This is a genomic window from Faecalibacterium sp. IP-3-29, assembly GCF_023347335.1.
In the GTDB taxonomy this organism is placed as follows: domain Bacteria; phylum Bacillota; class Clostridia; order Oscillospirales; family Ruminococcaceae; genus Faecalibacterium; species Faecalibacterium duncaniae.
In genome coordinates, this window is the sequence record NZ_CP094471.1 from 2,588,443 (window position 1) to 2,610,271 (window position 21,829).

The window sequence follows — 21,829 nt, forward strand, 5'->3', positions numbered from 1 at the left end:
AAAAGATAAGCCATAAAGATCACCTCGATTCGGCAGAAGGGGCGTCAAAGCCCTGAATGGGCAAGCCGAGGAAGTATTCCTCGATGCGGTCCCAGAGCTGCTCGCTGGAAAAGCCGCTGGTGAACAGCCAGCTCATCAGCCGCACAGCATCGGTGTGGCGCTGGGCAATGCGCTCCAGCAGGTGGTTGCGGTAAAAGCCGCGGTCAGCCAGCTCCAGGGTCTGGGTCTGGTTGATATAGAGGTACAGGCGGCTGTTGGAGCCGCCCAGCAGGGCAAAGTGGAGCAGGTCCAGCTCCTCCAGCACGCCCAGAGCCGGGGTCAGACGCTCGCTGCTCTGTACGGAATCGTTCACCGGCAGATAGCGGCAGGTCTCGCCGCTGTGCAGAACAGCAAAGCTCTGCTCCAGCCAGTGGAAAAACTCGCTGATGAACGGGTCCACGACGCTGTACTCTGCGCCTTCCTGCGTGGTGCCGCGGCGCAGCACACGGGTGCGCTGCAGGCGGGGCGAATGCTGCTGCCAGGACTGCACAGCCGCCAGCACCACGCGCACTGCACTGGTGGCACGGGTGCTGCTCAGACCCGCGGCCTGCGCCAGCCGGGCGGCGGCATCCCGGTCGTAGAGATACTGACCGCTGCGGGCAGCCTCGAAGAAGATCTCCTTCAGGGCGCGCAGCAGTACGGAAAACCGAGCATCCGCATTGGCGTGCCACTCCAGCGTTAGCTGCATGGCGGGGGTCAGGTGCAGCTGGGCATTCAGCGGCAGCTTATCGCTGTGGGTGTACAGCAGATACTTGAACTGCGGGAAGGAAAAATCGTTCTGCCAGCGGCTGCTCCACAGGCGGGCAAGGTCTACGTCGTAGACTCCGGCGGCCTCATCCTGCAGGGTGGCAGCACCGGTACAGATGCGGTTGACTGCAGCGGCATCGGCGCTGCCGAGCAGGAAATACCCGTGGGTGAACAGAGGAGAGGGCCGCATGATGAAGGGCGCATAGCCGCGTGCTTCGCTGTCCTTCTGGATCAGCAGCATGGCGGTCTTGACCTTGGCCAGCGGGTCCTGCTGGTGTTCGCCGTTAGGGCTGGCAAAGATGTAGGCGAAGCTCTCGGCGTCCACCAGAAGCTCGTTGCGGTGCTTGGTGGCAGTGGCCGGCTGGCTGGCGCGGTGCTGGCGGTACAGCTGCAGCACCTTGCGCATCACCTGCACCAGCTGCCAGGGCTGAATGCTGGAAAGGCCGTGCAGGCGGTTGATGTGCTTGAAGTCGTTGGCCATGTGCTCGTATACGGCACGACCGTGGATCTCCGGGTCACGGGCGGCGCGGCCGATCTCCTGTGTGTAATCACACAGGTTGCCGGTGGGGGCAAAGTGCAGCACAAGGGCAATGTCCGGGATGTCGATGCCCATGCCAAAGGCCTTGGTGGCCAGCATGATCCGGCGCTTGCCGCTGCGGAAATCCTCCAGATTCTCCGCTTTGGCTTCGCCGGAAAGCTGCGCGTGGTAGCGGGTCACAGCATTGCCCAGACGCTGTGCAAGGCAATGGGTGTAGAAGCGCTCCAGCAGACTGACGGTGGGAAAGTAGATCAGGGTCTTCTGCCCCTGCTCCAGCGCGGTGGTGATCTGCCCGGTCAGAGCCTGGAACTTGTCCAGCTCGTACTCCCGGCGGCCGGTCACGCGGGGCACCTCCCGGATGCACAGCTCGATGTTGCGGCGGCGCACGCAGCCCAGATAAACGATGGGGTCCGGCGACATGTGCAGGCTGCGCAGGGTCTCGCGGTACATGTCCTCCTCGCCGCCATAGGTGGCCGTGGCCGTAAAGGTGGCGGTGACAAAGGCATGCTGGCGCGGACCGTTCAGCTGCTGTTTGCGCAGCTTGTTCACGTAGTCACCCAGAAACCAGTAGTCCGGGCGGAACTGCTTGCCCCAAGTGGTCACAATATGGGCCTCGTCCACGATCAGCAGGCCGATGGCACGGTCACCGATCAGGTCGGAGATATCGCTGCGGCTCAGCAAGGACTCCGGCGAAAGATACAGGATGTCGCAGCGGCCCTCCTGCACCTCCTGCGCAATGGTCTTTTTGACCATGGGCGGGATGTCGGAGTTGATGGTGCGGGCCTTGGCGTAGCGGTGCTTCTCCATGCCCTGCACCTGATCGTTCATCAGGCCGATCAGCGGCGAGATCACCAGCGTGACCATCCCGTATTTCTCGGCCAGATCAATGGCCGGGATCTGGAACATCACGCTCTTGCCCGCACCGGTGGAGGCAGTCACGAACAGGTCGCGGTAAGTCTGCCCCGCGCGGCAAAGCTCTGCCTGCTGGATGAGGTCATCGATGATGTCCTCTTGGGTGATGGTGCGCAGCTTCTTCTCGCCGCGATGCAGAGCGTCCAGGTCGTAGACATCCAGCGGGAGAAAGTCCGGGTAACCCCAGTGCTGCTGCAGAAGGGTGCGCGCCTCCGGGCAGACGGGGCGCTCCGGCTGCATTGTCTGCGCATGCGCTCTGGAAAGCTGACCCGGAAAAGCGCCAGCCAGCGCCGCAAGGCTGTCGGCAAGACCAGCCTCATCGCCGATGAAGCTGTCGGCTGAAACGCAGAGCGTTTTGCCACGGCGCAGCTGCTGCACAAGGCAGAAATAATTGGCTTCTCCGGTAAGCGCAAAGGTAGAACTGCTGGCGGCGGTTTCGGGAACCGTATGTGGTGCTGCACCAAACGATACGCGCTCGACCTGCGGGTACTGACGCAGCAGAGCGTCCAAAGGAATGCAGCAGGCAATGCCTTCCTCCGTATGCAGCAGGTTGGAGTAGACACGCAGGCAGGGTTCAATGCCGGGCAGCGGAGTATCCTGCGGCGTTTCCGGGTCAAAGTGGCTCAGAAGGCCGGACTGCATCTCCGGCGTAAGCGTCACAGACACAGGGAGCAGCGTGCGGTAGCAGGTGTTCTGCACCAGAATGATGTGCGGGAACTCCTGCGCAAGGGTATCGGCATGCAGGGCAAACTCCTCTGCGGTGATCACACAGGGGTTCTGCTGCAGCAGACTGCTCAGGTAGCGGGACAGGCGCTGCTGCAGCAAAGCATCCAGAGAAGGACGCGGAAGACCGGCGTCCTCCGAAGAAAAACCCCACAAGACAAACAGAGTATCCTCAGCAGCATGGGCGGAAAGATAAGAACAAAGCAATGTATTCATGGCAAAATCCTCCATCAGGTCAAAAAATCAGGCAGCAAAAAGAGTGAATGAGGAGCGGCGCTTCAGCATCTCCCGCAGGTGGCGCTCGGCACGCACCTGAATCTGGCGGATACGTTCCCGCGTGACGCCCAGCTGCGCACCGATCTCGTCCAGTGTACGGCAGCGGTCATCCGGGATACCGTAGCGCAGCCGGAGAACAGTGGACTCGCGTTCGGGAAGCTGAGAAAGAAGCAACCGGACTTCCTGAACGGTCTCGTTCTCGCTCACAGTGTCCACAGGATCGGGGCTGACGTCATCCGCCAGAAGCTCCGCAAGCTCGGTGTCGTGGCTCTCGCCGACCATAAGGTTCAGGCTGGTAACGTTGAGGTAAACGAGCATGTCGCTCAGGTAGTGGCGCGCCTGCTCCACTGTGCAGGAGTGACCGCTGCTGGCTTCAGCTTCGGCAATGGCATGCCAGAGATCCGGACCATCTAGCTGCATACAGGTAGTGCAGACGACACGCACCCGGCAGAGCGTGTCAAAATAGTGTACCGGGATGCGTACCGTAAGGCCGGTGTTGATGGCTTCGCGCAGGATGGACTGGCGGATCCAGTAAGCGGCGTAGGTCAGGAAGCTGTAGCCCTGCAGCGCATCGAACCGCTGGATCGCAGTAAACAGTCCCAGAATGCCGTTCTGGAAGTTATCCTCCTCGGTCAGGCAGCTATGGGCGAGCAGCTGCGGAACTCTGCGGGCCATCAGGTGGACAAAACCGGCGGTCTTGCGCACGAGGATCTCCTTGGCGCTCTCATCACCCTGTTGTGCCAATACGCAGAGCTGCTCGTTGGTCATGGACCAAAGCTGCTTGGAGGTAAAGTCGCTGCGGCAGAAAGAAGCGGCCTTTCTGCTGCTGGGTATAGCGGCGCTGGTATCCACTAGGATGCCAATCCCCGCCAGCTCGGCCAGCAGATGTTCTTGCTCCTGCTGAGAACAGGAGCCAAACAGCGCCTCAAAGCCTTGCGCAGACAGGTGATTGCCGTTCGTCAGCATCGGGCGTACACGATTCAAAACTGCATTATATTCCATGGTAAAACCCCGCTTTCACTTCCAACTGTAAGTGTCTTCGCTTAGTAGAAGCCCATGGATGCAATAGAGTTAAGTCTTTTGAGAAAAAAATTTATGGTTATCTTTTTGGAAATGTCAGTCAAATAAAAAATCAATGAGTTCTCTTATAAAGGTATAGAATTAAGCAGCAAGGACAGAAAACCTTGCCAAAGAAACAAACTATACAGAGCTTTTTGCGTATGATATAATAAAATTATAAATCTTAATTGGGAATATCGTTTTAGGAGGCCACCATGGAGCCAATGAAAGCAACCAGTGTCAACAGCCGTGCAGAGGAGCTGTTTGTACAGCTTTTCTGTGAGGCTTTTGGACCTGAGAAAACCGAAAATTTGCAGGTCCAGTACCCCTGCGTGGACATCTATGGACGGCATCGCTATATCGACTTTGCGCTGGAATCTCCTGAATCCAAAATTGCGATTGAGATAGACGGCGAAACCTACCATAACCCAAGCAAGGTGTCTGAGAACAAGTATGCGGATGACCTCCTGAAGCAGAATAGCTTGATTTACGACAACTGGAAAGTATACCGATGGATTTATAGCCAGCTTGAAAAGCAACCGGAAAAGATTAAGGATGAGCTGATTACCTTTTTGGGCAGCAGTCCCATGTTCAAGGCATTTGAAGCAGACCTGCCGGTGCAGATGGGACTGACCATCGAACTTCGGGATTACCAGCAGGAAGCCATCGACAACCTCAAGAAGATGCGTGAGGACGGCAAAACCATTGCGCTGCTGTACCATGCAACCGGCGTAGGTAAAACTATCACAGCAGCAACGGATGCCAAGGCAGTGGGTGGGCGCACGCTGTTTCTGGTCAACGCCCTGAAGCTGGCATCTCAGGCAAAAGAGACCTTTGCTAAGGTCTGGCCGGAAGCGACTTTGGGAGAGTACACCGGAAGTCAGAAGGATATGACCCAGACGGTCATTTTTGCAACGGTGCAGAGTATCTCCAAGGATCTGGAAAAATTCTCCCCGACAGATTTTGATTATTTGATCGTGGATGAATGCCACCATGCAGCGGCTAATACTTATCAAAAAATCTTTACCTACTTCCATCCGAAGTTTATTCTGGGCTTGACTGCAACACCGGAGCGCAGTGATGGCGAGGATATGCTGGAGTTGTTTCAGAATGTTGCCCACAAAATGGACCTGAAGACTGCAGTGGAGCGCGGTGTACTGGTGCCGATTCGCTGCATCCGGGTCAAAACCAACATTGATCTAACCGATGTGCGAATCAATGGTATCAAATACAACTCGCAGGATCTGGAAAGTAAGCTGTTCATTCCGGAGCGCAATCAGTTGATTGTTGATACCTATCTGAAGTACGTGAATGGCAAGAAGACTGTGATTTTTTGCGCAAGTGTAGATCATGCGGCGGAGATTGCGAAGCTGCTGCGCGACAATGGGGTGAAAGCAGAGGCTGTTTCCGGGCGTGACCGGGTAGAAATCCGGGATAAGATCCTGAAAGATTACGAAACCGGTTCGACGAATGTTCTTTGTGCCTGTGACTTGCTGAATGAGGGCTGGGATAGTCCTCATACCACAGTGCTGTTCATGGCACGACCCACAATGTCTAAAACAATCTATATGCAGCAGCTTGGGCGAGGCACCCGCCGCTGTCCGGGAAAAGATGACCTGCTGGTGATTGATTTTGTAGACAACGCCAATATGTTCAATATGCCATACAGTCTGCATCGGGTGCTGGATATTTCAAAATATCAGCCCATGGCCTATGTACTGGCCCCGGAGAACAAGCGGAAGCTGGATCAGGACATGCTGTTCAAGGGAGAAAAGCCGGAAGCGTGGCTGGATGTGCCAATCGACGTGTCCGACTATGAGATCATTGACCTTTTCAACTGGCAGAACAGCGTCAAGGATATGATCTCGCAGATTGAGTTCGTCCGGATGGTGGATGTGCAGTCCGAGACGGTGGAACGCTACATTAAGGACGGAAAAGTCAAACCGGACCTTTCGATTCCCTTTGGTGATAAGCGGATGTTCCACTATCTCCGGGAGGAAAGCATCCGCAACATTGCGAAACAGTATGGCTGGGATCTCATTACGCCGCAGAATATGGCGGACAAGTTCATGAAGTTCATCGAAACGATGGACATGAGCTACTCCTACAAGCCGGTGCTGCTCAAAGCAATCTATGAGTATATGGACACCAGCGGCAGAGTCGCTCTGCCGGACGTGGTGGACTACTTCATCGACTTCTACGAGGACCGCAAGGCGCACGGGATGATCGCAGAGAAATCCACCAGCATTTATCAGAAGGGCGGTTATACCCGGAAGGATGTGGAGAAGAACATCCTCTCCAACCCCTTCAAGCGCTTTGAGGATATGCGATTCCTGATGCGCTGCAAGGACGTGGAGACTATCGAGGTAAACCCGATCATCTTCCGCAAGCTCACACGGGAAGATTGGCTGCATATTGTGGATGTCTGCGATAAGAGCCTTGAAAAATATTATTTGCGGCTCAAAAAATGATATGAACTTCGATAATTGACTGCGGGTGACGTGCATGATGAAAATAGTGAGAAATATGATTCGGTGTAAAAAGTGCGGGGACAGTATTGAAAGCTGTTCTGTACATGATTTCAAGTTTTGTTTTTGTGGATCATGTGCTGTCGATGGGGGAAATGAGTATCTCCGTAGGAGTGGAAACACGGAAGACTGGGAAGAATTATCTGAAACGCAAAGTGTAGACGATTGAAAATTAAGTTGAGAACAATCTTTAAAGCCGAAGTTCAGCGGCAAGCAAAAAAAGCTCTTGGCCTTTAATATAGGGGCCAAGAGCTTTTTTACATCTTGTCTTGGAACATAAAAGAAGGTACAATGGTAGAAAAGAGAACGTGCATCAGTCAAATAAGGTGGTGGAGGCGATGGGCGTACATTATGCACACGGAAAGATGTGTAGCACATGTGAGTACAGTTGGTGAGTGTAAAATTTATTTTGAAGATTTCATGCCCTACGGTCTGGTACTGAAAGAAGCGAATGACTTTGATGCTCGTGTGATCAGCTTCTATTCTAGGGGCATTCAAGAGTATTGCCAGCAGCGGTGCAAAGAGTGATTAGATGTTGGAGGAATTTGAAAATGTGGTTGGATAATGCTTCAGAAGTAGATATCTTGTTTTATGAACCATATGCAAACGTCATTGCAGACATTTCTCAGAATCCAAATTACAAACCATTAACCATCGGAGTATTTGGAGTCTGGGGTGCTGGAAAATCAACCCTTCTTAAATTGATAAAACAGAAAATTGATGAGAAAGCACAGAAAAAGGAAAAAACATTATGTATTAATATTAATGCTTGGATGTTTGAGGGATATGAAGATGCAAAAGTGGCTTTGATGGAGGCACTTTTGCGTGAAATTAAAGAACACAAAGACATTCCCTCTAAAGTAAAAGACGGCATATCAAAATTGTTGAAAAAGCTTGACTTATTTAAACTTGCGACGAAGGCCGTATCGGTAGGGGCACCTCTGATTGCATCGGCTGCAACGGGAAATCCAGTGCCTTTTATGATCAGCATTTCTACGAATGCTGAAGCAATTGGCGAGAGTGTTAAGAATACAGCTAATGCTGTTCAGTCGATTCGGGATGATTATATTAAAACTGACGAAGTAAATGATGAAAATAGTGTTGTTAATAATGTCAGAAAATTCAGAGAAGAATTCCAAAAGGCTCTTGAAGATGATGCAATTGAAAATATTATTGTCTTAATCGATGACTTGGACAGGTGCCAGCCAGATCGAATTATAGAGACATTAGAGGCAATTAAACTTTTCTTGTCAGTAGAAAAAATGACTTTTATTATTGCAGCAGATGAAAATGTTATTCAGTATGCCATAAGAAAAAAGTATCCACCAATTGAAAATTACACAGTGAATTTGGATAAAGAATATATCGAAAAAATTATTCAATTGCCAATTTATATACCAGAACTGTCATCAAAAGATATAGAAAATTATTTGATGTTCTTGGTTGTACAAGAGTACTGCCCAAAGGAGCAGTTTGAAGCTTTTTTAGAAAAGATAAAAAAAGAAAAGCTTCTCATATCGGATGATGTTATCGATGTGCAGAAAATAAAGGAAAAGGCGATGGATTTTATTGGAGATGAGAATAAAAGAAAATTTGAAGAAACAGTAGATGTTATTGCCGGAATAAAAGCCATTGTTGCAGGAAATTTAAAAGGTAATCCTAGACAAACAAAACGATTTTTAAATACCTATATAACAAAAAAGAAATTGGCAGAATTGTATTTTGGAACTGATGAAGGCGCTCTTGACACACGAGTATTGGCCAAACTCCTTGTTCTTCAAAAGCTGGATAATGACTTGTTTATACAGTTAAATGAGTGGAATAAAAGATTTACAACGGAAAATGAAGAATTTAAAGCAATGCTTGAGTGCATAGAATCGCCTGATAATGAAAATGAGAAATTTAAAGCATGGAATATTCCTTCGATAATTAAATGGGTTGAATCTGAGCCAAAACATTTGGAGAAAATACGTTTGGATCGGTATTTCTACTTGACAAGGGAATCTCTAAAAAAGGCAGATGTTGATATTTCAACGCTTTCGGCAGCTGCAAAGGATGTCCTGGAACATATTGGAAGAGCAGCGCGCGGATTGATGCCTCAGATTGTAGAGAAGATAGCGGCTTTGAACGCGGTTGATCAGTCAAAGGTTTTCGAGGTCGTCACTCCTAAAATCAAGAAGGGTGAAATTGAGTTTTATATTATAAGAAGCTTGTTTGTGAATTTTGAGGCGTATAGAGATAAAATCTGTAATGCATTGGAAGGATATTCAAAAAAGATAACGCTTAGAAGTGTACCGGCGATTAGAGAAATGAGAGCAGCAGATTTAAAAAAAGTAGATGATCTTCTTGCTACTTGGGAAAAATCGGGGATACTTGAAAAAAAGATTATGGAAGAAATAAAAAAAGAAGGAAAATAAAAAATGGGAACTTCTAAAGGATATATTCCGCCGACTAAACCAGAATGGAGTAATGCCAAAAGGGCTATATCATCTTTTTTACGAAATCGGGATGCAGATTCAAGAGTAAACGCTATTCAGAAATTTGGTGAGGCAATGAGTTCTGGAGCTGCAGTTGGCACTACATCATTTGCCAACGCTGTTGGTAATATTTTGGGGTTTGCCTATGATATTAGACAGCAGGGCTTAGAACAAGGTTTGATCGATTTTGGTCGATCAGATTTAATTGAAAAATCTTCGAATGAAATATTGCATGAACTACTTTATCAATTTACAAATAATTCCTCTTCGCTAGAAGATTCATTGGCGGCAGATTCACTATCTCAGGCTCTTGATAATTTGCAAATAGATTCCGTAGATCAATTGGGAAATGTGGATTTGGACAGTTTGTTAAGAGAAATGGTTACCTCATTTGTGCAGATCAGTTTCGATGTGAATTTTGAAGAGAAAATAGGAAAAGGTCGTACAAGTAACGAAAAATTTGAGATATTAGATGAAATGCATTCATACATAGCTGATGCACTACATGATTCATTGTCTGATAAGGAAATAAAGCAAATTAATCTTAAGGACATCGGTGCAGCAAATGTTGTTAAAGAGGCATTGAACGAAGCATATGATGTATGCACGCGTTTTTATGGGGGGACAGCCTAATGAAATTTTGGATAAAAAAAGAAAACGATGCGGACCCGGACATTGAATGGAATGACGCTTATATTCTTACATTAAACAGGGACTCAAAAAGCACTATCTATTCTGGATTGCCCAATATATGGTATCATTTGGGTCAGCAAAGAATGAATTCGATTTACGAAGATTTATTTGTAATAGGACTTAGTGTGTTTGCCTTAGATAAAAGGATTTCGAGAAGTCTATTTTTGGATTCATGGACACGAAAAATAGAGGTTTCTATTCCAGTTTTAGAGCGGGACAAATGGGATAATTGTAAAATCCAATGGAGCAAGATTCTTTCTTTTTTGACAGGAGATGAGTGGAAGGTTTCTTTTCGGCAGGCGACTACGGAATACGGTTCACATAAGAACAAAAATAGAAAATATATAGATTTATCTGGATGCGATTGTGTTAGCTTGTTCTCTGGAGGTCTGGACTCATATTGCGGTGCGATAAAACTATTGCAAGAAGGACACTCTCCAGTATTGGTTGGGCATAATGAATATCCAAAGCTTCGTTATATTCAAGAACAATTCTGTGAAAATTTCAACGAATGCTTTCCTTCCCAAAAATCAGTTTTTCTTGGCTTTACCGCTGGAGCAAGAGCGCCATTTAAGACGGATGAGCAGTTGTGCAGAGTGGAAAATACTTCTAGAGGACGTTCTTTACTGTTTTTATGTGCGGCGGTTTCTATTGCTGGCATCATGGGAAAACAAGTTCCGGTGTATATACCTGAGAATGGATTCATTGGCTTAAATGTGGCTCTTACAAATGGCCGAAAAGGATCCTGTAGTACTAGGACAACGCACCCTTATTTTTTAAATTCACTAAATGAGCTGATTGCAAGTGTTGGAATTCAAAACCATATTTCTAATTTCTTTGCTTTTAACACCAAACGAGAAATTGTGAATATGGTTTCCGAAACAGATGCATTTAAAAGGTGCTATAAAAATACTATTTCATGCTCGCATCCATGTGTAGCTAGATACAATCGTGTGGGTTCTAGAGAATATCCTGTAAACTGTGGATTTTGTTACCCTTGTATTATTCGGAAGAGCTCTTTACAAGATGTTGAGTCGAAAGAAAATGAGGTCAGAAAGGCATCGGAATTCATTGAAGCAGAAGCGGATAAAAACAAATCTGCAGATCTATTTGCGGTTTTAAGTAGTATTCATAGATACAAAAATTTTTCGGATAAAGAGATTGAACGATTGATTCGTTGTACGGGAAAACTTGATTTTGAAGAAGTTCAAGCATTTAAACGAGTCTATAAACAAGGTATGAATGATTTGATTGAATATTTTTCAGATGATTCGAAAATAGAAGCATATATGTAATGATGAACTTAATAGATACACATTTCCATTTGGATCATTATAAAAACTATCTGGAGATGGCCAGAAATATTACAGAACTAAAACAGTATACAATCTGTGTAACAAATTCACCTGGTGTTTTTTGGACGTGCAAAAATCAAATTACAGAGACAAAATATTTAAAGTTTGCTATAGGCTTTCATCCGCAGGAGTCGACATTAGATGAAAATGATATAAAAGATTTTATGAGACTTATAATGTTGACTAATTATATTGGCGAAGTAGGATTAGATTATTCGGCGAAATCGTATATGGACAAACAACTTCAATTAAGATTTTTTGAACAGATTGTGGAGCTTTGCGCTTCGGAAAATAAGTTGATGACGATACATATCAGGGGAGCAGAAGAAGATGCTATTCGTATTTTGGCAAAATACAATCCCCAAAAAGCAATTGTGCATTGGTATACGGGAAATCGCGACCATATGTTGAAATTAGTGGATTTAGGTTGCTATTTTTCGATAAACACAAACATGGTAAATAGTTGTAATGCGGAAAAATATCACTTGTTGCCTTTAGAACGGCTTTTAATAGAATCTGATGGCCCGTACACGAGAGTTAATAAGAAAAAGTATGTTCCTTCTCTTCTGCGGGATGCTTATGATGAAATATCAGTCTTCTATAAGAACTTTGATATGATCAGCAATATTTATGAAAACTTCAAAAGAATACTATCGGTTTAGATTAATAAAGATAGAATATATTCTAATATATTGCTATATAGAAGTTACAGCAGGAATGGTATGATACAAGAAAAATAGATGTGTGAAACTGGAAGAAAGTAATGAATGAGGTAATAGTCTATCATATCATGCACACGGAAAGATGTGTGGCACAGGTGAGCACGGCTGGTGAGTGCAAAATTTATTTTGTAGATTTTATGTCCTACGGTCTAGTGCTGAAAGAATCGAATGACTTTGACGCTCGAATCAATAATGTGATCAGCTTCTATTCTTGGCGTGCATCCAGACTGATACCGTACGACCGTACTTATGCAAAGGAAATCTTGAATAGCATTGGTGTGTCCCAGAGCAATACGGATAGGGAACGTGCCTGGATTACGCTTTCTTACCATTGCTTATCTTTGTTGGATGTGTTCTGGGTAAAAGCAGAAAATGAGACAGTTCGGTTCGAGGAGATCAACCTTTACACGCATTCTCTGAGCAATGACTTTGTGGATATTGCACTGTGTGGACATCAGAAGACTGTAACAAATGCCCATTTTCTGGCTGATGATTTGTCCACGGGTGGATGCTACCCCAAGGCGTGGGTGCACAAAGAGGATGGCTTTTACCTTTATAAAGGCGGTGGAAGAAACGCTGTTGAGCGCGAAGTGCTGGCAAGTAAAATTTGCCGATGCTTTGACTGCCATCAGGTTCTGTATGAGCAGGGGATGTTTGAGAACGAGCCAGTTTCCATCAGCAAAATTATGACTTCACAGCGGTATAGCCTTGTGACGTATGCAGCCTATGATGTCTACTGCACAAACCGTGATTGGAATACGCTGGATAAAATTCTGGAACTGGATGCTCACGGATACTATATGATGAACATTCTGGATTATCTGGTGGGCAACACTGACCGCCATTGGGAAAACTGGGGCCTGTTGGTGGACAATGAGACGAATCAACCTATCCGTCTGCATGACCTGATGGACTTTAATCGAGCGTTCCAGCAGTATAACACGCTGGAAGGTGCAAACTGCCTGACTGTTGGAAAGCGGCATTTGAGCCAGAGAGAAGCGGCTATGGAGGCAGTACAAGCGATTGGCCTAAACCAGATTTGCGATGTAGAGAGTTCTGTATTTGTTGGATATGAGCAATATGGCGAAATGTTCAGCAGCAGATTGGAAGAAATGACCTCTGAATTTGTGCGAGATTGCGGTGAATGAAAACTGCCGTTTGTAGCAGATCTGTAGCAAATTGCTTTGATTTAACGAATCATCGCTCTAAAAATCAAAAAGTCATCATGCATCACACGCAGGGGGTCTGGGGTTCGAGTCCCTAATTCTCCACCATACAGTTCGTACCCGAACCCGATTCTTTACGAAAAAAGGTTCGGGTACGTTTTTGTTTATTGAAGTTTACCGCAGCAACCGAACGGTAAATGAGCAAAGGCAGGGTATCACCATGACGGTGGTATCCTGCCTTTTGTTTTGATATGTTTTATCAGTAGATCACAGCATCCGTTGCAGTATAGCCTTCGAGAGAATTCTCCTTGACCTGAATACAAATATAAGTGATTTCAGAATTGCTTGCAGCAAAGAACTGACGTTTTGCCACGGGAGAAATCTTCAGCCAGTCGCCTGCTGCAAGGCTGATTTCTTCGCCATCGATAACGACCTTGCCTTTGCCGGAAAGAACACCGTAGATTTCCTCATTTGCCTTGTGGGAGTGGACAAACGGAACATTTGCTCCCGCAGGAAGCGTATTCAAGCTGATCTCCGCACCAGTCAGGGCGAGCTTTTCATGAAGCTCCGTCCGATTTTCTTTTCCAACTGTCATTTTTGTGTAGCTTGCCATTGTAAGCACCTCCATTTTGATTCGCAATCTTTCATTGCCTGAGCTAAGTATAGAAGCTCGCACATTCAAAAACAAGTACGCACCTTTTTGTAACTGTACACTCAAAAATGAATGTGCTATACTACTATATACAGAGGTGACTGATATGCGTACAAAAGAAGAACTGCCGGAATGTCCGGTTGCAACAGCAGTATCCCTGATTGGCGGAAAATGGAAACTCTTGCTTCTGCGCAATCTGAAAGAGCGTCCATGGAGATTCAATGAGCTGCAAAGAAGCATCGACGGGATCTCGCAGAAAGTTTTGACCGAGAGCTTAAGACAGATGATTGATGATGGGCTTGCCTACCGCCGTGATTATCACGAGAATCCTCCCAAAGTAGAATATGGGTTGACCGATCTCGGAACGGAAATGTTACCAATCGTCAATGCACTTGCAGACTTTGGCAATTACTATAAATCAGTCGTTGATCGGTCATGATCGATATTATGAAGCAGGGTTTAGGGCAGGCACGCCCCAACAAGACCGCGTTTGCGAAGCAATGAACGCCCCAGTGGGGATTTCAAGCGGCAGAACGGTCTGCGTTAGCAGATGGAGGGGCTTCGCCACAACAAGTTCTGAAAAAAGACTACTCAGAGCGATAAACAAGCAAAGGCAGGGTATCATCATTACGGTGGTACCCTGCCTTTTGCTTTGCATCCCTTATATTGCACGTTTCGGGTCAATCGCTGCGTACGTCCGTACATGGCCGGTACGCACGTACGCAGGAAAAAGGGCAGGTTCTTGCATATAGGGATTTTCTTTCGGCTGTCGGTATGGTATACTCGGTTTAGTTCAACAAATCGGAATTTACTTCTACTTAGACATACAAACTGTTGACAGTAAAACTCCTATATAGTATTATTTGATAAAATACTATATAGGAGTTTTTTGTGTGAAAATGAATGGCGGATTTCTTGTTACCAAAATAAAACAACTTGGAGATCGAATCTTTGAGAAGATTCTCAGCGAAAAGAATATTGATGCGTTTAACGGAGCCCAAGGGCGTATTCTTTATGTGCTGTGGCAGGAAAATGGAATCTCAATCAGGTCACTCTCAATCAAATGTGGATTAGCGTTAACTTCTCTTACTACGATGCTGGAAAGAATGGAAAATCAAGGGCTGATAAGCCGTGTTCAGTCTGAAACGGACAAAAGGAAAACACTCCTGTTTCTGACTGAAAAAGCATATGCCTTAAAGGACGAATACGATTCTGTATCTGATGAAATGGGCAGTATTTACTACAAAGGTTTTTCGGAGGAAGAAATTACCCGGTTTGAGGAATGCCTCGACCGTATCAGAAAGAATCTTGAGGAGTGGCAGAAATCATGAGTGTTTGCATCAAAGATCAGATTCAAAACATGAATATCGTCATCGGATGTACAGTGGGGTGTGTATATTGCTATGCCCGCAATAATGTGAAACGCTGGCATATGATTGATGACTTCGCTGACCCTGAATTCTTTCCGGGTAAGCTCAAGATGATGGAAAAGAAACGTCCGCAGAACTTTCTTCTTACCGGTATGAGCGATCTTTCCGGCTGGAAGTCAGAATGGAGAGACGAGGTATTTGAAAAAATCCGTGAAAATCCACAGCATCAGTTCCTGTTCCTTACAAAGCGCCCCGATCTGCTGGATTTTGATACCAATCTGGAAAACGCATGGTTTGGCGTTACGGTGACGAGGAAAGCAGAACTGTGGCGTATCGACGCCCTTCGGAAAAACGTCAGAGCAAAACATTACCATGTTACCTTTGAGCCGTTATTCGACGATCCCGGCACAGTTGACCTTTCCGGAATCAATTGGATCGTTGTGGGCACCATGACCGGAGCTCAGAGCAGGAAGATTCATACGGAGCCGGAATGGGCATGGTCTCTGGCGGACCAGGCACATAAGCTCGGCATTCCGGTGTTTATGAAGGAAGACCTTGTCCCTATCATGGGGGATGAAAATATGATTCAGGAAATGCCGGAAGAATTTAATAAAGTGTTAGAGGTACAGAAATCATGGAAGAAGTAATAAATGGAATCCTCATTCGTGAGGTGGAAACAAAGAACATCATGACTAAGTCCAGTCTGCCGGTAGGCGGTTACTCGGTCAATCCCTATGTGGGCTGTACACATGCCTGCAAGTATTGCTATGCTTCTTTTATGAAACGCTTTACCGGGCACAAGGAGGAATGGGGCACTTTCCTTGATGTGAAGCATTGGCCGAAAATTAAAAATCCGAAGAAATATGCCGGACAGCGGGTGGTCATCGGTTCTGTGACGGATGGCTACAATCCACAGGAGGAGCAATTCGGGAATACCAGAAAACTTCTGGAGCAGCTGATCGGCAGTGACGCAGATATTCTGATCTGCACAAAGTCGGATCTTGTGGTACGGGATATTGATCTGCTGAAGAAGCTTGGACGTGTAACTGTTTCATGGTCGATCAACACACTGGATGAAAATTTCAAGAACGATATGGACTCTGCTTCGAGCATTGAGCGCCGTATCTCTGCTATGAAGCAGGTATATGAAGCAGGTATCCGTACAGTCTGTTTCGTATCCCCGGTATTTCCCGGTATCACGGACTTTGAAGTCATCTTTGAGCGGGTAAAGGATCAGTGCGATCTGTTCTGGCTCGAAAACCTTAATCTTCGGGGCGGCTTCAAAAAGACAATTATGGATTATATCGCCGAAAAATATCCTGATCTTGTACCGCTTTACGATGAGATCTATAACAAGCATAACCGCAGCTACTTTGAAGCGCTTGAAGTAAAAGCTGCGGAAATGGCTAAGAAGTATGATTGTCCCTTTGTGGATAATGAAATGCCTTATGGCAGAGTCCCGCAGGGACATCCGGTGATCGTAGATTATTTCTATCATGAGGAAATCCGTGGGACAGAAAATACCGGAAAAAGAAATCGTTAAACAGAAATTTTGTAAGAACTTTGAACGAGGGAGAATCCTTGTCCGAAGGGCAAGAAGGTGCAACCGAGAAGATTTAGAACAATTCCAGTTTGACGGAGTAATGGATATGAAAATCCGAGAAGTGAATGAGAATAAAAAGCAGTTTATATCATTATTGTTATTAGCTGATGAACAGGCGAGCATGGTTGATCGGTATCTTGAAAAAGGAACTATGTATGTGCTTGAAGACAATGATGTAAAAGCTGAATGTGTTGTCACCGATGAAGGTAACGAAATACTTGAAATTAAGAATATCGCAGTCGATCCGGAAAATCAGGGAAAGGGCTATGGCAAAGCACTAATTGATTTTCTTGCCGGTAAATATGCAGATGAATATTCTGTTTTGCAAGTTGGAACAGGTGACAGTCCATTGACGATACCATTTTATGAAAAATGTGGATTTGTTCGTTCTCACAAGATTCCTAATTTCTTTACCGATAATTATGACCACCTAATTTATGAGGGCGGTGTACAACTAATAGATATGGTATATTTGCAAAGACATATATAACTTCCAGTTTGCCGTACTCGTTCCCAGCAGGGTCTGGGGCAGGCACGCCCCAACAAGACCGCATTTGCGCAGCAAGACGGAGGGGCCCCGCCCCGACAAGTTCCTGCAGAGGCACCACTCGGAACGGTAAACGAACAAAGGCAGGGTATCATCACGGTGATGATACCCTGCCTTTTGATATTATAGTATCCTCGTTTTTGTTCAGCAAATCGAAAGGTGTAAGAGAGGTCTCCGGGCGGTTGAGGTTCTTATGAACCATCAGTCCTTCTTCTCTGCAGTGCGGGCAAAGAAGTTGGCAAGGAGGGCACCGGAAATGTTATGCCACACAGAGAACACAGCACCGGGGATGGTTGCCAGCGGATACTGTGCAAAGTGGGCGGCAGCCAGCGAGGTGGCCAGACCGGAGTTCTGCATACCGACCTCGATGGAAATTGCACGGCACTTAGTGGAATCCAGCTTCAGCAGTTTGCCCACGCCAAAGCCGGTGAGGTAGCCCAGCAGGTTGTGCAGGATGACCACGGCCAGGATCAGCAGACCGCTGGTCATGATCTTGGCAGAGTTTGCGGACACAACGGCGCAGATGATGAGCACGATGGCAGTGGTGGAGATCAGCGGCAGCACACGGACGGCATTCTGGGTGAACGTATGGAAGAAGTGATTGACCACAAAGCCCAGTGCGATGGGAACCAGCACCACCTTGACGATGGACAGGAACATGTTCACGGGGTTCACCTCCACGCGCTGACCGGCATACAGCAGAGTGAGCAGCGGGGTGAGGAACGGAGCCAGCACGGTGGAAACAGCAGTCATGCCAACAGACAGTGCAACATCGCCCTTGGACAGATAGGTCATCACGTTAGAGGAGGTGCCGCCGGGGCAGGTGCCCACAAGGATGACACCGATGGCCAGCTCAGTGGGCAGATGGAACACCTGGGTCAGCGCCCATGCCAGAAAGGGCATCAGGGTGAACTGTGCAATGCAGCCGATGATCACGTCCTTCGGGCGGCTGAACACCACCTTGAAATCCTCCGGCTTCAGGGTGAGCCCCATGCCGAACATGACGATGCCCAGCAGGGTGTTGACCCATGCGGTCTTTACCACGCTGAATGTGCCGGGGAAGAACAGGGCCAGCGCTGCCACCACAATGACGATGCCAGCCATATACTTGCCTACAAAGTCGCTTACTTTTTCCAGTGTTTTCATGTTAAACTCTCCTTTTCCAGGTCCTGATTTTTGCGGATGCAAAGGCAATGAAACATCCGGAAAATGGCTTTCCCGCAAATAAAAACGCCTTTATCCCTTACGGTTTGTAAGAGACAAAGGCGTAGATCCTCTGCGGTACCACTCTTATTGCCGGTGCAAAGCCCGGCCCCTCAGTGCGCATCCAACAATGCGCGGCCCGTGATAACGGGGGCCTGCCGTTCCCGCTTACTGGGGCGCAGATGCCGCCCATTCAGCCGGAAAGCTCGGAGAGGATCTTCCCACGGACACCCTGCACTGCCTTGCACCATCCGGCAGCTCTCTGCAGCATTCTTTCCGGGTACTCTTTCTCGTCATAGCCGAATATTTCACTGCCCCGGAGTATACTCCCCTGCAAGGGGAAAGTCAAGTGATGCGGCCCGTCGGATTTTTCATCTGGTTTTCCTCCGGAGTGAAAGCATTTCAGACAAGGGCAGTGCCGGTGTCTGTGAAAGGCGATCCGGAGGCAAAGCAGAAGAGGCCGCCTTGTCCGCACAGCGAACAAGTGATATACCAGAAAGCTCGGTCTTACGACCGATTTCTCAACTTTTTCTGCCAAAAAGTGGTTAAGATGCGGCAAAGATTTTTCTTTTTGTGCTTTCGGTTTTCCGCGGAGCATTCTTTCCTCTGTTGCTGCGTGAAGTTGATTTTTCTCAATTTTACACGATATTCCGTAAAATTGTTCGTTCTCGTTTTCCGGTTCGTCTTTTTACTGCACCACCGGTTTCACCGGACATGCAAAACACGCCGCCAAATTTCGAAATTTTGGCTGTTTATTTTGAAGCCAAGAGATGGTATATAAAATTTGTCAGAACATTTTGCGGGCAGCGAACCTGCATTCATGCAGCCGTTTCAAAGCGGCGTGACAATTTTGATAGAGAGGTGATTGGTGTGTTTTGGTATCATTGTGTTATGGAACGACTTTATCATCCCGCGTGTGGTGCGTATACATCCTTTGGCATCGCCGCGTATTCTACATCTCACGGACGACACCGAAAACTGCGGTTCATCTCAGATGTCTCCGTTGACCCGGTGCGGGTCCTTCGCCTGGCCGCGCGCTGTACCGCGTGCCAGCTCGATCCGTCTCAGCTGATGGATGTGGTGGAGGATCTGCTGGCGGCATAAGGCCGCTTTTTGCGGGAGGAGTTTTTTCTGTCACAATTCTATGGTATACTGGTAGAAAAAACGCCGGAGGATACCACCATGGCAGAAACGAATCAGACCCAGCGGGAAGAAGAGCTGGCCCGCCGTGAGGCACTGCTTGCCCAGCGGGAGGCCCAGCTGGAAAAGGAGCAGGCAGAACTTGCCGCCGCCAAAGCCCAGAGCGCTGAGCGCAAAAAGACCCTGCTGGACAACAACGACCCGAATTTCGTCAACCCCAAGGAAAAGCTCTACGATAAATTCCCCCTCACGGTCCACCAGATGGACATCATCATTGGGGTGCTGTTTGCCCTCATTCTTCTGTTTCTGGTGCTGGGCATGACGCACACCAGCTTTTTCGGGCTGTTCGGCGGCTGAGCCCTGCCCGCCCCACCCGCGCAGGAACCAATAAACGCACGAAAGCCCCGGCCGGAGCCGGGGCTTTCTGTTTGCTGCAAATGCCTGTTACAGCAGGACGTATTTCAGGATGAACAGAACGGTCAGCACATACATCAGGGGGCTGATCTTCTTCTCCTTGGCCTTGCCGGTGATGACATTCAGCAGGGTCCAGGAGATGACACCGATGGCGATGCCCTCAGAGATGCTGTATGCTGTGGGCATTGCCAGGATGGTCAGGAATGCGGGGATGCCCTCAGCAGGATCGTCGAACTCGATCTTCAGGGCAGAACCCATCATGTAGAAGCCAACGATGATCAGGGCCGGAGCGGTCGCAAAGCTGGGGATGGTCAGGAACAGGGGGCTGAACACCACGGCCAGCAGGAACAGCACACCGGTGGTCATGGAGGTCAGGCCGGTGCGGCCGCCCTCGGTCACGCCGGAAGCGCTCTCGACGAAGGTGGTGGTGGTGGAGGTACCCAGCACGGCACCGGCGCAGGTGGCGATGGAGTCGGCCATCAGCGCGCCCTTGATGTTGGGCAGTTTGCCCTCCTCATCCAGCATATCGGCCTTGGAAGCAACACCGATCAGGGTGCCCAGGGTATCAAACAGGTCAACGAAGAGGAAGGAGAACATCACGGCGAAGAAGTTCAGGATGCCCACGCCGGAGAAATCGGTCTTGAACACCTGACCAAAGGTCTTGCCCAGAGCAGAGAAATCGAAGCTGATGAAGCTGGTAGGGATGACACTGTACATACCGGCATCGGGGTTGGGGATGTAGATGCCGGTCAGCTCGCAGAGGATGCCCAGCACCCAGGTGATGAGGATGCCGTACAGGATGCCGCCCTTGACCTTTTTGACCAGCAGGATGGCGGTGATGAGCACGCCCACCAGCGTGAGGATCGCACCCACGCCGATGCTGTGGAAGGTCTCACCCTTGAAGTGCTGATAGGTGACGAGGGTGGAATCGCTGTTCACGATCAGCTTTGCGTTCTGCAGGCCGACGAAAGCAACGAACAGACCGATGCCCACGCTGACAGCGCTCTTCAGGGTCATGGGAATGGCATTGAAGATGGCCTCACGCACATTGGTCAGGCTCAGCACAATGAAGATGATGCCCTCCACAAAAACGGCCATCAGGGCCAGCTGCCAGCTGTAGCCCATGGTCAGGACGACAGTGTAGGAGAAGTAGGCGTTCAGGCCCATGCCGGGAGCCAGAGCGAACGGATAGTTGGCCAGCAGAGCCATCAGGGCAGTGCCAACGAACGATGCCAGCGAGGTGGCGATCAGGACCGCATTGGCATCCATGCCCGAAGCGGACAGGATGCTGGGGTTGACCGCAAGGATGTAGGCCATCGTCATAAAGGTGGTGACACCCGCCATGAGTTCGGTCTTGACATCGGTGTGGTTTTCTTTCAGGTGAAAGATCTTTTCTAACATGAAAGTTCCTCCTGTGTTATAGTAAAAACAAAAACCGCCGCGTGGGAACCGGCGGAAACAACAGCCCCCATTGTAGCAGAACTATTTTCCCCTGTCCATGGGCGAAACACAGAAAATTCACGAAAAGTTCAAACTTTCTTGTATGGGTATGACTTATCCGAAGGCTTTTTGGCGTTTTATGGAAATTTTTCTTTTCAATCATAGAGTTTGTGCCGCTCCGTATATCCCCATAGTCTGTATTTGCGATAAAATCCACCTCCTATT

General features: G+C 48.0%; 19 protein-coding genes and 1 other annotated feature. Of the genes, 14 read left to right on the top strand and 5 right to left on the bottom strand.

The window, feature by feature from the left end; all coding sequences use genetic code 11:
• Nucleotides 1–19: 19 nt before the first annotated feature.
• Together MTP40_RS12355 and MTP40_RS12360 are read right to left on the bottom strand one after the other, a co-directional pair.
• Nucleotides 20–3,175 (bottom strand): DEAD/DEAH box helicase, encoded by a 3,156-nt coding sequence (locus MTP40_RS12355; RefSeq protein ID WP_207684616.1) that lies wholly within the window; start codon nt 3,173–3,175, stop codon nt 20–22.
• A 27-nt stretch (nt 3,176–3,202) separates the two neighbouring features.
• Nucleotides 3,203–4,237 (bottom strand): sigma-70 family RNA polymerase sigma factor, encoded by a 1,035-nt coding sequence (locus tag MTP40_RS12360; protein WP_207684617.1) that lies wholly within the window; start codon nt 4,235–4,237, stop codon nt 3,203–3,205.
• A 272-nt stretch (nt 4,238–4,509) separates the two neighbouring features.
• On the opposite strand from MTP40_RS12360, the gene MTP40_RS12365 reads away from it, so the two are divergent.
• The 7 genes from MTP40_RS12365 to MTP40_RS12395 all read left to right on the top strand — a co-directional run bounded on the left by MTP40_RS12365 (nt 4,510) and on the right by MTP40_RS12395 (nt 13,217).
• Nucleotides 4,510–6,765, top strand: coding sequence for a DEAD/DEAH box helicase family protein (locus tag MTP40_RS12365; protein ID WP_207684618.1), 2,256 nt, complete (start codon nt 4,510–4,512; stop codon nt 6,763–6,765).
• A gap of 37 nt (nt 6,766–6,802) precedes the next feature.
• Entirely contained in the window at nt 6,803–6,991 is a 189-nt protein-coding gene (locus MTP40_RS14545) for a DUF7695 domain-containing protein (protein WP_242700903.1), read from the top strand.
• Between the two features lie 382 nt (nt 6,992–7,373).
• A complete protein-coding gene (locus tag MTP40_RS12375; protein WP_249259467.1) occupies nt 7,374–9,239 on the top strand; it encodes a KAP family P-loop NTPase fold protein in 1,866 nt (621 codons plus the stop codon).
• Nucleotides 9,240–9,242: 3 nt separating this feature from the next.
• Entirely contained in the window at nt 9,243–9,932 is a 690-nt protein-coding gene (locus tag MTP40_RS12380; protein ID WP_249259468.1) for a hypothetical protein, read from the top strand.
• Nucleotides 9,932–11,287, top strand: a complete 1,356-nt coding sequence (gene qatC, locus MTP40_RS12385; protein WP_147323026.1) for a Qat anti-phage system QueC-like protein QatC — start codon at nt 9,932–9,934, stop codon at nt 11,285–11,287. Before MTP40_RS12380 ends, qatC begins: the two co-directional genes overlap by 1 nt.
• A complete protein-coding gene (locus MTP40_RS12390; RefSeq protein WP_113621481.1) occupies nt 11,287–12,009 on the top strand; it encodes a TatD family hydrolase in 723 nt (240 codons plus the stop codon). Before qatC ends, MTP40_RS12390 begins: the two co-directional genes overlap by 1 nt.
• A 146-nt stretch (nt 12,010–12,155) precedes the next feature.
• A complete protein-coding gene (locus MTP40_RS12395; RefSeq protein WP_249259469.1) occupies nt 12,156–13,217 on the top strand; it encodes a hypothetical protein in 1,062 nt (353 codons plus the stop codon).
• A 277-nt stretch (nt 13,218–13,494) separates the two neighbouring features.
• On the opposite strand, the gene MTP40_RS12400 is transcribed toward MTP40_RS12395, so the two are convergent.
• Complete coding sequence (locus MTP40_RS12400; protein ID WP_080788749.1) at nt 13,495–13,848, bottom strand: cupin domain-containing protein; 354 nt, start codon at nt 13,846–13,848, stop codon at nt 13,495–13,497.
• 145 nt (nt 13,849–13,993) lie between these two features.
• Between MTP40_RS12400 and MTP40_RS12405 the strand changes: the two genes are divergently transcribed.
• From MTP40_RS12405 to MTP40_RS12425, 5 genes are all read left to right on the top strand, one after another.
• Nucleotides 13,994–14,326 (top strand): winged helix-turn-helix transcriptional regulator, encoded by a 333-nt coding sequence (locus MTP40_RS12405; protein WP_005943481.1) that lies wholly within the window; start codon nt 13,994–13,996, stop codon nt 14,324–14,326.
• 454 nt (nt 14,327–14,780) lie between these two features.
• Nucleotides 14,781–15,218 carry a radical SAM mobile pair system MarR family transcriptional regulator gene (locus tag MTP40_RS12410; protein WP_249259470.1) on the top strand — a complete coding sequence of 146 codons (438 nt, stop codon included), beginning with the start codon at nt 14,781–14,783 and terminating at the stop codon, nt 15,216–15,218.
• Nucleotides 15,215–15,904, top strand: a complete 690-nt coding sequence (locus MTP40_RS12415) for a radical SAM mobile pair protein A (protein ID WP_249259471.1) — start codon at nt 15,215–15,217, stop codon at nt 15,902–15,904. The genes MTP40_RS12410 and MTP40_RS12415 overlap by 4 nt, the downstream gene beginning before the upstream one ends.
• Nucleotides 15,892–16,800 (top strand): radical SAM mobile pair protein B, encoded by a 909-nt coding sequence (locus MTP40_RS12420; protein ID WP_249259472.1) that lies wholly within the window; start codon nt 15,892–15,894, stop codon nt 16,798–16,800. Before MTP40_RS12415 ends, MTP40_RS12420 begins: the two co-directional genes overlap by 13 nt.
• 106 nt (nt 16,801–16,906) lie before the next feature.
• Entirely contained in the window at nt 16,907–17,350 is a 444-nt protein-coding gene (locus tag MTP40_RS12425) for a GNAT family N-acetyltransferase (protein ID WP_117477155.1), read from the top strand.
• Nucleotides 17,351–17,608: 258 nt separating this feature from the next.
• Here the strand turns inward: MTP40_RS12425 and MTP40_RS12430 are convergent, their stop codons facing one another.
• Nucleotides 17,609–18,553, bottom strand: coding sequence for a bile acid:sodium symporter family protein (locus MTP40_RS12430; RefSeq protein ID WP_249259473.1), 945 nt, complete (start codon nt 18,551–18,553; stop codon nt 17,609–17,611).
• Nucleotides 18,554–18,659: 106 nt separating this feature from the next.
• Nucleotides 18,660–18,916, bottom strand: a binding site (T-box leader).
• 303 nt (nt 18,917–19,219) lie between these two features.
• On the opposite strand from MTP40_RS12430, the gene MTP40_RS12435 reads away from it, so the two are divergent.
• Nucleotides 19,220–19,714, top strand: coding sequence for a DUF6514 family protein (locus tag MTP40_RS12435; RefSeq protein WP_249259474.1), 495 nt, complete (start codon nt 19,220–19,222; stop codon nt 19,712–19,714).
• 78 nt (nt 19,715–19,792) lie between these two features.
• Nucleotides 19,793–20,107 carry a hypothetical protein gene (locus MTP40_RS12440; RefSeq protein ID WP_097771623.1) on the top strand — a complete coding sequence of 105 codons (315 nt, stop codon included), beginning with the start codon at nt 19,793–19,795 and terminating at the stop codon, nt 20,105–20,107.
• Between the two features lie 87 nt (nt 20,108–20,194).
• On the opposite strand, the gene MTP40_RS12445 is transcribed toward MTP40_RS12440, so the two are convergent.
• Nucleotides 20,195–21,565, bottom strand: coding sequence for an NCS2 family permease (locus tag MTP40_RS12445; RefSeq protein WP_227612823.1), 1,371 nt, complete (start codon nt 21,563–21,565; stop codon nt 20,195–20,197).
• Between the last annotated feature and the right edge of the window lie 264 nt (nt 21,566–21,829).

Bases quoted from the DNA above. Each gene is read 5' to 3' on its own strand.
- MTP40_RS12355 (WP_207684616.1), bottom strand. From the start codon at position 3,175: ATGAATACATTGCTTTGTTCTTATCTTTCCGCCCATGCTGCTGAGGAT.
- MTP40_RS12360 (WP_207684617.1), bottom strand. From the start codon at position 4,237: ATGGAATATAATGCAGTTTTGAATCGTGTACGCCCGATGCTGACGAAC.
- MTP40_RS12365 (WP_207684618.1), top strand. From the start codon at position 4,510: ATGGAGCCAATGAAAGCAACCAGTGTCAACAGCCGTGCAGAGGAGCTG.
- MTP40_RS14545 (WP_242700903.1), top strand. From the start codon at position 6,803: ATGAAAATAGTGAGAAATATGATTCGGTGTAAAAAGTGCGGGGACAGT.
- MTP40_RS12375 (WP_249259467.1), top strand. From the start codon at position 7,374: ATGTGGTTGGATAATGCTTCAGAAGTAGATATCTTGTTTTATGAACCA.
- MTP40_RS12380 (WP_249259468.1), top strand. From the start codon at position 9,243: ATGGGAACTTCTAAAGGATATATTCCGCCGACTAAACCAGAATGGAGT.
- qatC (WP_147323026.1), top strand. From the start codon at position 9,932: ATGAAATTTTGGATAAAAAAAGAAAACGATGCGGACCCGGACATTGAA.
- MTP40_RS12390 (WP_113621481.1), top strand. From the start codon at position 11,287: ATGATGAACTTAATAGATACACATTTCCATTTGGATCATTATAAAAAC.
- MTP40_RS12400 (WP_080788749.1), bottom strand. From the start codon at position 13,848: ATGGCAAGCTACACAAAAATGACAGTTGGAAAAGAAAATCGGACGGAG.
- MTP40_RS12405 (WP_005943481.1), top strand. From the start codon at position 13,994: ATGCGTACAAAAGAAGAACTGCCGGAATGTCCGGTTGCAACAGCAGTA.
- MTP40_RS12415 (WP_249259471.1), top strand. From the start codon at position 15,215: ATGAGTGTTTGCATCAAAGATCAGATTCAAAACATGAATATCGTCATC.
- MTP40_RS12420 (WP_249259472.1), top strand. From the start codon at position 15,892: ATGGAAGAAGTAATAAATGGAATCCTCATTCGTGAGGTGGAAACAAAG.
- MTP40_RS12425 (WP_117477155.1), top strand. From the start codon at position 16,907: ATGAAAATCCGAGAAGTGAATGAGAATAAAAAGCAGTTTATATCATTA.
- MTP40_RS12430 (WP_249259473.1), bottom strand. From the start codon at position 18,553: ATGAAAACACTGGAAAAAGTAAGCGACTTTGTAGGCAAGTATATGGCT.
- MTP40_RS12440 (WP_097771623.1), top strand. From the start codon at position 19,793: ATGGCAGAAACGAATCAGACCCAGCGGGAAGAAGAGCTGGCCCGCCGT.
- MTP40_RS12445 (WP_227612823.1), bottom strand. From the start codon at position 21,565: ATGTTAGAAAAGATCTTTCACCTGAAAGAAAACCACACCGATGTCAAG.